This window comes from Streptomyces sp. NPDC001732, from assembly GCF_053596315.1.
The window spans coordinates 1-11393 of sequence record NZ_JBSFFY010000047.1; the positions used below are offsets into that span (position 1 = coordinate 1).

Here is an 11393-nt window from a genome sequence, read left to right on the forward strand (position 1 = left end):
AGACGACACAACACCTCGTCCCTGCCGCCAAAACACCGCACCTACACCTGACCAGCGGAAACATACCCGCCACTCTCGGAAAGACAACGGCTTCTGACGTCGCCCCGCGGCCGAGGGTTGAGGAACGCGCGAAGGCTTCGCGCGGGCAGCATCCGCGATGATGAACGCGTCATGGGCGTCGGTCTTTCGCTGTGCCAGGGTAGAGGTCGGCGATCCAGCGGAAGGCAGTGACGATCGTGTGCAGGACCTGGAACAGGTCCAGGTCCCGGCTGATGTCGGCGGCGGTGGCCTTCCATTCGCCGCAGTTGCCCCCTCCCCGCCACGGCCCCAGAGTCCTAGCTCAGACACCAGCCGCAAAACAACGGTCAGGACTTCGTGACCTTGGTCTTCTTCGGCTGGCGGGGAACAGTCTTGGCTCTGTCGAGGTGCCGTACACCATCGACCGGGGAACGCCGAACATATCAGCGATCTGCTGGACGGTCCTCTCCCGCTCGCCGTAGAGCCGTTGGGCGAGCGGGACTTGGTCCTCGGTGAGCTTGGGCCCGCCTCCGCCGATCCGGCCGCAGGCCCGTGCTGAGGCGAGCCCGTCATTGGTGTTCGCCATGATCAGCTCGCGCTGAAGCGCGGCGAGCACCAACAGCACCCCAAACATCGCCCAACCCTCCACCATGGATGTGTCGATGCCCTGCTCGAACACGTGCGGCCCGATCCCGCTACACCCTGTTCCAGCGTGCCGCAGCGGCCGCCCGAGGAGGCGACCACGCGCTGGCCAACGCGGGACTACGCCGCCGTTCCCCGCCGGTGCTGCGCCTCATCCGGGTCACCGGTCGACATGGTCGGCCAGTCGTCCTCACTGCGGTTTCGTCCCTCGACCAGGCCGTCGTACGCCCAGTCCTCGCAGCATCTCTCGCACCACCACTCCCCAGAAGCAACGTGCACCAGGTCGTCGAACATCAGTAGGCCATGGCACTTCCCGCAGGATCCGCCCATGGATTCGACGGTCCGCCCCGGTTCTGCCTCCGGGGAGGGGACAGATGGGGCGCACGGGTGCTCAGGCCCAGCTCGGAGCCTTTCCCTGCACCATGCGGCACGTGAGCCACGACCGGTACGGTTCTGCACAGAGGCTTGCGCCGCCCATGCCCAGCACACCACCACAGCAGCCAAGGCAAGATGGTGTCGAGCCCACCGACAGGAGCGTGACCTGATGACGAGCGCACCCGACTACGGACACGGCATCGACACCGAGCACGCCCTCAAGTACGCCATCCAGCACATCCGCGGGGACCGTGTTCAGATCATCGAGGGGATCATCGAGCCGGTGACACCAACCTGGGGCCACGAGCGTGCCGCGAAAGTGGTTCGACGGCAGATCGAGGACCGAGTTGACGAGCTCGGCTGCGTCGAAGGGTCCGGGAACCTCGACCTGCCAGGCACGTCGAACTGGTACGTCCCCGACATCGCCGTCGTCCCCGAGGACCTAGCGGTGGTTTGTTGACTGCGAGTCTGGGCTGTAGTAGGCCGGTAGCAGAGGAACGTTGCCTCGTCGCCTGGGGGCTTGTGATGACCCGTCGTCTGCCGTGTCCGCCCGCCCCAGGCCCGCTGGAAGCCTACGCCGCACGCTTCGATGACCTGTTCTCCACACTGGCACAGCGCCGTGGGTTCCGCGAGTACCTGACTGGGCTGCTGCTGCCGCGGAACCGCAACAAGACACTGACCTGCCTGGCCGGCACCGAACCCGTCGTCGGGGCCCAGCATCCCTCGGTGCAGCGGCTGCAGTTCTTCCTGTCCGAGTCGACCTGGGACCACGAGCGGGTCAACGCCCGCAGGGTGGAACTCCTGTTGGCCGATCCCGCTACCGCGCCGCACTCGGGCGGAGTGCTGGTGATCGACGATTCCGGGGATCGTAAGGACGGGAAGGCGACCGCGCACATCGGACGGCAGTGGCTGGGCCGGCTGGGCAAGACCGACAACGGCATCGTCACCGTGACCACCTGCTGGGCCGATGAGAACCTCTACTACCCGTTGCATGCCGTGCCCTACAGCCCCGCCCATCACTTACCCAAGGGCAAGAGCGGCCCCGGCTTCCGCACCAAGCTGCAGATCGCCGCGGAGCCGGCCCGCACCGCGAAGGCTGCCGGGGTGGTCTTCCGGGCCGTGGCCGCCGACTGCGCCTACGGCGACCAGGACGGCTTCCGCAGACAACTCGCCTCGGCAGGGCTGCCGTTCGTCATGGCTCTCAAACCGAGCCACGACACCTGGGCCTACGGCAAGGACGCCTACACTCCCGTCGATGCCGCCCGCGCCTTGACCTGGACGGACCCCGAGCATCCGGGTGACTGGACCGCCGTCGAGCGAACCTTCCGTGACGGGCACACCGAGACCTGGTGGGCCGCCGACGCCCGCCTCGGCTGGTGGGGACCTGACGGGAACGTCCGCCTGATCGTAGCCACCACCGACCCAGCCACGCTGCCCCCGCAAGCCATCTGGTACCTGGCCACCGACCTGCCCCGCCCCGACGGTCCCCGCGAGGCCGACAGCCCCGAGCCGGCCGCCGGGCTGCACGAAGTCGTCCGGATCTACAGCATCCGACACTGGATCGAGCAGAGCTACAAACAGGTCAAGGGCGAACTCGGGTGGGCCGATTCCAAGTCCCTTCCGATACCGCCATCCGCCGCCACCAGACCCTGGTCACCTGCGCGTTCTCATTCTGCTGGGAAACCTGGCTCACTCAGCCTCCGGACCCGGAACCCATCGCTGCCCCAGCGGCCCCGCCGACTGCCACACCGGCCGAACCGGCTGAGAGGGGGCCCAAGCAAACCCCACCAGCCCCAACCAGCAAGCTGGCCACAGTCAATCCGCGCCGTCCGGGCCTGGCTCGCCCCCTGGACCACCCTCCAACGCTGCTGGTGAGCCTGGAGCAACGCACCCCCGCCACCCGAACTCCAAGCCCTGATCAACGCCGTCGGAGCAGGCCGCCCACTTGATCTCTACTCCCCGGTCTGACAAACCACCGCTAGCCAGAAGCCGGTCCGGCTGCTTATGACCGGCCCTGTCGGGGTGTTCGTCCGTGCCCCGGTGAACATCCCCGGGCCGGGTGCGGACGGTCCTTCGGCGTGGAACCGGCCATCGGGAACGGCCACATGGCCGCGCCGGTCAGCTGAAGCGCGATCTGCTCGTTGTCCGCCGTGGGCAGGTTCGGTTCGCCCCTCCACGTGAGGACGGCCTTGATCAAGCACTTGTGGGGTCCGCAGTCGAGGAGGAGTTCCGACTCCATCTGCCCCTCGGGGTCGTACAGGACCGTGTGTGTACTGCTCATCGGTGCCTCGCCGGCGTGGGCGAAGACGCGTACAGGACGGCCCTCGTGCTACTCGTTCGTCGGGTGCGGGCCGCAAGGCGACCGTACGGCGGCCGCCAATGCGGTAGGACCGACCGTGAGTACGGGTTTCGGTGCGGAGACGACGCTCGTGCAGGGACTGGACGCGGCGATGGACGCGGACCGGATCATCGCGGCCGGGCTCGCAGGCGACATCCACTGGCCGGGGCGCACGCCCGGGGACTCCGCGCACATGCCGGCCTGGGCGCTGACCGGCACGGTCCCGTCGGCGCTCGCCGGGCGGTCACCCGGTCCACGTCGCGGACCGGTCCCTGTCGCGCCGCAACTGACCCATGCGGACCTGGCGGCGTTCTTTTGACCACCTGCGCAGCACGAGCGAGGACGCGGCCCGGCAGGATGAGTCGGGGGCGTTGCCGCTCCGCCAGGCGCTCTACCTCCGGTCAGCCGCCCTGCCACTCCGTCGAAGACCGCCGTTGGGGCTCAGCCCATACCGGGAATCGCTGGGCGGATGCGCTCGACCAGTCGGGGGAGGAAGAGTGAGCTCGCCGTGGCCGCAGCCGCGGCGGAGAGGGCGATGCTCCAGGCGATGGGACCGATGGGCGTGCAGCCGAAGAACTGGCTGAGGACCGGGGTCTGGACGACAGCCGCCAGTGCAGCCATCGAGCCGAGGGAGGAGAGGACGACCGCCGGGCTGCGGCCACCGACCAGGAGCGTCTGGCCGAGTTGCGCGCCAACGAGTGCAACGAGGGCGACGGAGCGGGCACGGGCGGCGCGGCCGGTGAGCCGCGCGGCGAGCCAGCCCGCCGTGGCCCCCAGTGTGGTCGCCGCGGCCCGGCACACCATCTCCTCGGTCAGGGCCGTGCCCAGCGAGACTTCGGGTCCCTCCTGGAGCATGCGTTCGGCGGCCTCGGGCTGTGGTGGGCGCAGGGCGACGGCCATGGCCGGGACGAGGTCGGTGAAGAGGTTGACCAGCAGGAGCTGACGAGCCGTCAGGGGGGAGGTCCCGGTGGCGGCCGTGCCGAGCAGAGTGAACGCGATCTCGCCGAGGTTGCCGCCGACCAGGATCGCCAGAGCCTGTCGCACGGAGGCCCACATCGCGCGTCCCTCCACGAACGCCTCGAGCAGCGTCTCCAGCCGGTCGTCCGTGACGATCAGGTCGGCCGCCGCTCGCGCGGCAGGCGTGGCCCGCGTCCCGAAGGCGATCCCGATGTCGGCGAGCCGGATGGCGGGCGCGTCGTTGGCGCCGTCGCCGGTCATCGCGACGGTGCGGCCGAGGCGCTGGAACGCCTGCACCACACGGACCTTGTGCACGGGTGTACCACGGGCGACCACACCGACGTCGGGCAGCAGCCTGTCGAGGGCGCGGTCGTCCAGTTCGTCGAGTTCGGCACCTGTCACCACCCGCCTGCCGTCCAGGACGCCCAGGTCGCCGGCCATCGACTCGGCGGTGCCCGGATGGTCCCCGGTGATCATCACGATGTGCACCCCGGCGCCCGCGAGTCGGCGCACCGCGTCACGGGCGGTTCCGCGCACTCGGTCGGCAAACGCGAGGAAGCCGAGGAAGTCGAGGCCCACCACCGTGTCGTCGGTGAGTTTGCCGCCGGGCGCGTCCCGGCGTTCGGCGACCGCGAGGATCCGGTGGCCCTGGGCCGCCAGTTCCTCGCCCGCGTCGAGGATGGCCTTCCGGCCCTTGCTGTCCAGGCGCCGGCCGTCGCGGGTGGCGCAGCGTTGAACGACCTCTTCCGGTGCTCCCTTCACCGAGAGGATCCGGCGCTCGCCGCAGCGGCCTCGCGTCGCGTGGAAGCCACGGCTGGGTTCGAACGGCAGGCTGGAGGTGCGCCGCCAGCCCTGCGCCGATGTCGTCCGGTGCACTCTCGCCTCCTTGGCGCCCTCGGTGACCGCGCCGTCCGTGGCGTGCTCCAACTGCGCTCCGTTGTGCGGGCGTGGTGTCGCCCGCAGCGCGGCCGCGAGGACGGCGCGCTGCTCGTCCTCGAGACGTTCGATGGGGAGGCTGTGGCCGTCGGAGGCCACGGCGACGAGGGCGATCCGTCCCTGGGTGAGTGTTCCCGTCTTGTCGATGCACAGGACGTCCGTGCGACCGGCCGCCTCGATGGTGCGAGGGTGCCTGAGCAGGGCTGCGTGGGCGGACAGCCTTCTGGCGGAGGCGAGTTGGGCGGCGGAGACGAGGAACGGCAGCCCTTCGGGCACGCTGGCGACGGCCAGTCCCACACCCGCCCCGATGGTGTCCCGGATGGGGCGCCCCCGCAGCATGCCCGCCGCGATCACGGCGGCGGCCGAACCGAGGGCCACGGGCAGCGTGGTCCGGGTGATGCGGGCCAGTCGACGCTCAACCCCGGCGGTGGGTGCCGCGCCGCGCCCACGTTCCGCGGCGCGGCCCGCCTCTGTGGCCGTGCCGGTTGCGACAACGACCGCCCGGCCGCGGCCGGCCGCCACGGTAGTGCCGTCGTAGACCATGGACGTACGGTCACCGAGGTCCGAGGCCAGAACGGGAGCCACGCCCTTGGCCACCGGCAGCGACTCGCCGGTCAGCGAGGATTCGTCGACTTCCAGGTGGTGCGCCTCCAGCAGGCGTCCGTCAGCCGGTACCACGGCGCCCGGGTTCAGGTTCACCACGTCGCCCACGACCAGTTCCTCGGCCGGGGCAGAGGTCTCCTTCCCGTCTCGCACCACCTGAGCCATGACGGCCGACTCCCGCCGCAGCTGGGCGACCGCGCGGTTGGTCCGGTACCGCTGAAAACCGCCCATGAGCCCGGACAGGGCGGTGACCGCCACAATGACGACCGCGTCGAGGAGGGCACCCACGGACGCCGACATGGCCGCCCCGGCGCCGAGGACGGGAGTGAGCGGATTGACCATCTCGGCGAGGTAGGCCCCGCCGAGCGAGGTTGTCGGCTCCCGCTCGCCGGTGATCGTGGCCCGCGACCGCGCCTCCTCCGACGTCAGCCCGTCGTTGCTGCCGCCGGTTCCGGAGAGCACGGTGGCCGGATCCATCGCATGCCACGGGTGTCGCGAAGCCGTGGTCACCGGAGGGGGGCGCCGAAGCAACCGTACGGCCGCCCAGACGCCGACCGCGATACCCAGCGCGGCCGCCGTGTTGAACGCCGTCACGCCCCGGTCAGCCGGGCGGCGCGCCGCTCCCGCCAGCACCGCCGTCGCACCGACCGCGGCCGCGGCCTGGGAGAGCCGCACGCCTCGGCGGGCGGTCTGGCGGGCGGTGCGGCAGGCCTCCACGATCACCACGGCTGACGCGGGATCGCCATCCATGTACAGGTCCGCGCCCCAGGGCGGTCTCCCCTGCGGGTCTGCGAGGCCCACGCCGACGTCGGCGGCCTGGAGCGCGCGCCGGTCGTGCGAGAGCAGCAGCACGCCCTCACCCTCGCGCTGCAGAGCCCGTACGGATTCGAACAGCCGGGCGCCGCCTCCCTCGCTGACAGCGTCGGCCTCCCGTACCGAGGTGCCGCCGGTGTACGTACCCGCTGCCACGACTTTGAGCCCGGCCGCGTGGGCGGCCGGGACGAGGGCGCCGACGGCATCGTGCATCTCGGGTACTACGCCGATGACGGCGAGCAGGCGCTTGCGGTGCGCCAGGCCCAGTACGAGGCGCGCGCCCTCGTGCTGCACGCGCTCCCGGGCCCGCTCGCCAGTGCGGCCCTGCAAATTCAGACGCTCGATCGGCCCCAGCTCCCACCGCCCGTCCCGTTGCACTGTTTCCGGGGCGGAGCCGTCAAAGAGGCGGTAGGCCGTAGCGGCGAGCTCTCCCGCGGGTGCGTCCTTGTCGAGGGCAACGAGACCGGCCGGCCGGTGGGACCCGGTGACCAGCGTGTCCGTGTCGAGCAGTACGACGCCGATCCGGTCAAGTCTGCGCAGCGCTCCGGGATCAGCCGCCACGATTCCCCGACGGGCCAGCCCCCTGCCGAAAGCGCATGCGAAGCCCTCGCGCGCCAGGTACGACGCCTTCGGGATCACCGCCAGCGCCGCGCCGACGGCCCGCCCATAGTGCCGGGTGACCAGCAGCGATCCGGCGAACGACGCCGTCGCCACGGCGAGCGCCTGATCCGCGTAGCGCTCGATCGCTCCCCGCTTGAGCGGCACCTCACGGGCAGGCGGCCCGGGTGCCCCGCGGTGGCCCCCTGCCGCGGCACTGCCCGCGAGGCGCGGCTCGGCCGCGGCCCAGGCGGCAGCCTCCGCGTCAGCCTCCATCGCGCGTAGGGCATGCCGGAGCGTGTCCACGCCAACCCCGGCGAGACCGCCGGAGCCGGCCTGACCCAGGGCGGTGATCGAGGCCAGGAGCATGCCGGCGTTGTCGACGCCGACCGCCTGCTCCACGAGAGACCGTAGCCGGGGGTGGGCCTCGACGAGCGGCGCGAGCGCCGCGATGCTCGCAGGAATGGGGGTGTGGCGCGTCAAACCAGCCAGCGCGGCTATGGGTGCGGCGGCCACGTGCAGGGCCATGGCCGTGACGGACCGGCGGGTCGCCCCACCCGACACAGGGTGCTCGGCCAGCGGATGCGCGACGCCGTGGGCTTCCTCCACCGCCGTGACCGCCTCTACCAGAGCGTCCGCCATCGCATCAGCCTCGAACGCACCGTCGGTCCCCACGATGGCATGACCGAGCACCGTGTTCACCACCACCCACTCCACGGCAGGGAGGGCGGAGAGGCATCGCTCGACGTCGTCGGCCACCTTCGCCGCCGCTTCCTCGGGCAGGTCGCCTGGCCGCAACCCGCGAACCGCGACGTGCGCACGCCTTCCGAAGAACCGAACGCGCCCCCGAGCCTCGTCCTGAAGCGCACCAGCCGCGGACGACAGCACAGCCTGCAGCAGTCCGCACCCCGGCAGCGCCACCTCGCTTCACCTGCTTCCTGTGGTCCGGCACCCACTGCACGTGCACGTCAGATCCGTGGTCCCGCGCTTCCATCGCAACGCTTTCCCTGCGCACACGCCACCGCAGGCGCGCGATAATGGGAGAGGCGCACCGCACCGACTCCGATGAAAGGAGGAGGGGGATTGATGGGCAAGACAGCGGAGTACACGCAACAGGAAGCTCACGCGGACGACGGCACTGGTCTGCACCTCCACATGCGGACCTTGCATCCTTCGGTGCCGATTCCGTACCTCACCAGAGGAGAGATGACCAGCACGGCCCGAGCGGCGACGGCACGACTGACGGGCAAGCCACCCGCCAAGGATCTCGCGTTCTACGGAGGACTCGGAGCCCTGACCGTGGCAGGTGCTCTGGAATGGCCGGTCGCCCTGGCCGTCGGTGGCGCCACCTGGCTGCTGCGCAGCGGCCGGAAGGAGGGTCGTGGCGCGGACGCCCAGCCGTAGGACGTCCTGGCGTACGGGAGGTGCGGCGCCCGGTGGGTGAGACCTGCCGAGCGCCGGATGGCTACACGGCGGCCGGTGCGAAGGCGGTGCGTATGGAGCGTGAACAAGTGGCCCACAGCTCCCACACGAGGCGCAGGATGATTGCCTCTGCAAGGGCAACGGCGAACTTCATCGCCAGGGCTGCCAGGAATTCGGCCATGGTGGCTGACTTTCTGTAATCGGATGCGTGATCTGAAACCCGACAATGCACCCTTTTCCTCCACCCCAGGTGCCTCCCGAGCATAATTTTGGCGCCTTTCAGATGAACAAATGGTGTCGATCATGGCACCAGGACCTTTTACGCACCACAGCCACTCGATCACTGAGCGGCCGTGAGCCACACAGATCCGGGTAGCACGCGTTCCCTTGGCTTCGTCGCAAAGAACGCGGCCCGATCAGCACAGGACGGCGACAGCCGTGTGACGACGCAGGCTCTCCACGGCGGGACGATGTCGGCGGGCACGGAGACCTCCGAGCGGACCTCGATGAGTCACCGGCGAGGTGAACGAGGAAGGTGGTTGGCATCTGGGAGCGGCCAACGTTGCGGACCGGACGAACAGCGAAACGAAGGGCGCGACCTGCAAACGGACGTCGCACCGACTGGGCTTCCGCCACAATGCCAGTGCCGACGCCGCAGGAGCACCGCACCGCTGCGCGCCGGGTCGGCTCGGGCCGCCCCCCCTTTCGGATGCGTCAGGATGCCGTGCAGGTCCCAAGTCCGCTCAGCCGTGGGTCGCGACCCTGCTGCGGCCGGTCTTCGAACAGCCGGATACCGACGCGGTCCACGCCCAGTCGAACGCCTTATGCGCGAACTCGGCGTCACCGGTGCCGTCCGCGGGAAGAAGATCATCACCACAATCCCGGACAGTTCCGTCGAGCGGGCGCCGGACCTGCTGGACCGCAACTTCGTCGCGCCGGCCCCAAACCGCTGCTGGGTCGCGGACTTCACTCACATCACCACTTGGTCGGGAGTGGTCTACGTCGCTTTCGTCGTGGACACCTTCTCCCGCAGGATCGTCGGCTGGTCCGCCGCCCTGTCGAAGGAGACCAGGCTCGTCCTGGACGCCCTGGACATGGCCCTGTGGCAACGCGACCGCGATGAACACCCGCACCAGGCAGGTGAGTTGATACATCACTCCGATACCGGGTCGCAATATACGAGTTTCCGGCTCGCCAAGCATCTGGACGCCGCCGGCATCGCTGCCTCGATCGGCTCGGTCGGCGACGCCTACGGCAACGCCCTCATGGAGTCCACGATCGGCTTGTTCAAGACCGAGCTGATCGAGCCCGGACGGCCCTGGCGAACGCTTTCCCAGGTCGAACTCGCCACCGCCGAGTGGATCGACTGGTACTGCCACCGCCGACTCCACGGTGAAATAGGGCACATCCCACCCGTCGAATACGAGACCAACTACTACCGCGCAACCCCGAAACCCCAGGTCACAACCACAATCTGAAGTCTCCACCGAACCCGGAACGGTTCAGTTTTGCCCGCGCCGACTTCGCCGGTGACCACGCCGATTGAGCGTTCGGAGATGCACCAGGTGATGCGGGCGACGGCTTCGTTGTGGGACGCGTGGCGGTGGAGCATGCCGGGGGCGAGATCGCGGCCGAAGGGCATGCGGCTGAATCCGTAGTGGGCCTGGAGTTTGTCAATCACGCTGGTCCTCCGTGGTGTTGGCGATCTGGGTCATTCACCGGTCAGGTCGGTGAGGTCGACGATGGGTGGCATGGGGTCACCCAGAGCGGCTAGTTGACCTTGTCGGCGAGTTCGGCTATGTGGGCGATGTCGATCAGGCCGAGGTAGTCGATGCCGGTGGTCGGCCGGGGTTCTTCGGCGGGAGTCTCGGGCCGGGCTTTGGGGTGGGAGTGGCGGCTGACCTGGAAGGGCAGCGCGATCCCGGCGTCCTGGCCGTTCGCTCTGACCCGCAGGAAGGACAGGTCGAAGGGGTCGAAGACCAGCTCGACTCGCCGGCCGACGAGCAACGGGTCGACCTGGTAGCGGTTTCCGTGCAGGGAGACCAGCGCGGTCTTGGACACGGTGCGGTGTTCTGACCAGCGGAAGGCTTCCGCAAGGTCTGCGGGATTGGGGGCGGTCAGCGGGTGGCCGTTCATCCAGCGGGCCAGGGGGGCGGCTCCTGTCTCGGAGTGCACCCGGCGGTGGTAGACGTTCTCGGTCCAGGCCGTGAACAGCCGGTTCATCTCCAGCAGGCTGTCGATCTGCCGTCCGGCCTGGCCGTCACCGGAGGCGATCTCGACGACGAACTCGCGACGATCGCAATCGTCGGCCGGTTCGGGACAGTCTGGGGGCTCTGCATTCGACCGGTGCTGTCGGTGCCGGCCTCTAGGCTGCCGGGCATGGCCCGCTCCTGGACACGACTCGCCGAGGCTCTGGCGGCCGCCAGAGCCAGCGCACAACGCCCACACGCTCAACCCAAGGCTGTCCTGGCCCTTCACCGCATCCCTTGATCAAAACAGACCAACAGGACTCTCCCGGGGGCCCTGGGAGCAGAGGGCTGGCGGCGGCTCGGGCATGGTGGAAGTGGGCCGTTCGGGTGAAATCGTTGCGGGCATCTTGTCGGCATCTGGCGGCTTTGGCGTACTGGGAGGACACACCGGAAGAGGCCGCCCACCTCCTGCCGGGGAAGGCAGAGGACTGGGGCTGCCAGTT

Annotated in this window: 8 protein-coding genes and 3 pseudogenes; 5 read left to right on the forward strand and 6 right to left on the reverse strand. The window is 69.7% G+C overall.

From position 1 onward, the window contains the following. Positions 1-340: 340 nt before the first annotated feature. Both ACWCXX_RS30545 and ACWCXX_RS30550 read right to left on the reverse strand, forming a co-directional pair. A complete protein-coding gene (locus ACWCXX_RS30545) occupies positions 341-697 on the reverse strand; it encodes a hypothetical protein (protein WP_451132853.1) in 357 nt (118 codons plus the stop codon). 83 nt (positions 698-780) lie between these two features. Then, positions 781-954 (reverse strand): hypothetical protein, encoded by a 174-nt coding sequence (locus ACWCXX_RS30550; RefSeq protein WP_451132855.1) that lies wholly within the window; start codon positions 952-954, stop codon positions 781-783. Between the two features lie 250 nt (positions 955-1204). Here ACWCXX_RS30550 and ACWCXX_RS30555 point away from each other — a divergent pair. Continuing rightward, positions 1205-1483 (forward strand): annotated as a pseudogene (locus ACWCXX_RS30555) (Uma2 family endonuclease); the annotation flags it as partial. Between the two features lie 77 nt (positions 1484-1560). After that, positions 1561-2984, forward strand: a pseudogene (locus tag ACWCXX_RS30560) (IS701 family transposase). Positions 2985-3037: 53 nt separating this feature from the next. On the opposite strand, the gene ACWCXX_RS30565 reads toward ACWCXX_RS30560, so the two are convergent. Further along, positions 3038-3316, reverse strand: a complete 279-nt coding sequence (locus tag ACWCXX_RS30565) for a hypothetical protein (protein ID WP_451132857.1) — start codon at positions 3314-3316, stop codon at positions 3038-3040. Between the two features lie 115 nt (positions 3317-3431). Between ACWCXX_RS30565 and ACWCXX_RS30570 the strand changes: the two genes are divergently transcribed. Beyond that, on the forward strand, positions 3432-3692 hold the full coding sequence (locus ACWCXX_RS30570; RefSeq protein ID WP_451132859.1) for a hypothetical protein: 261 nt from the start codon (positions 3432-3434) through the stop codon (positions 3690-3692). A 122-nt stretch (positions 3693-3814) separates the two neighbouring features. Here ACWCXX_RS30570 and ACWCXX_RS30575 read toward each other — a convergent pair whose 3' ends face one another. Continuing rightward, a complete protein-coding gene (locus tag ACWCXX_RS30575) occupies positions 3815-8077 on the reverse strand; it encodes an HAD-IC family P-type ATPase (RefSeq protein WP_451132861.1) in 4263 nt (1420 codons plus the stop codon). A 288-nt stretch (positions 8078-8365) separates the two neighbouring features. Between ACWCXX_RS30575 and ACWCXX_RS30580 the strand changes: the two genes are divergently transcribed. Beyond that, positions 8366-8683, forward strand: a complete 318-nt coding sequence (locus ACWCXX_RS30580) for a hypothetical protein (protein WP_451132863.1) — start codon at positions 8366-8368, stop codon at positions 8681-8683. A 61-nt stretch (positions 8684-8744) separates the two neighbouring features. Here ACWCXX_RS30580 and ACWCXX_RS30585 read toward each other — a convergent pair whose 3' ends face one another. Continuing rightward, complete coding sequence (locus ACWCXX_RS30585; protein ID WP_451132865.1) at positions 8745-8882, reverse strand: hypothetical protein; 138 nt, start codon at positions 8880-8882, stop codon at positions 8745-8747. Between the two features lie 628 nt (positions 8883-9510). Here ACWCXX_RS30585 and ACWCXX_RS30590 point away from each other — a divergent pair. Beyond that, a pseudogene (locus tag ACWCXX_RS30590) lies at positions 9511-10179 on the forward strand (IS3 family transposase); the annotation flags it as partial. A gap of 292 nt (positions 10180-10471) precedes the next feature. Here ACWCXX_RS30590 and ACWCXX_RS30595 read toward each other — a convergent pair. Then, the gene (locus ACWCXX_RS30595) at positions 10472-10924 is read right to left on the reverse strand and encodes a Mu transposase C-terminal domain-containing protein (protein ID WP_451132867.1); all 453 of its coding nucleotides are present in this window, start codon (positions 10922-10924) and stop codon (positions 10472-10474) included. Positions 10925-11393: the final 469 nt, after the last annotated feature.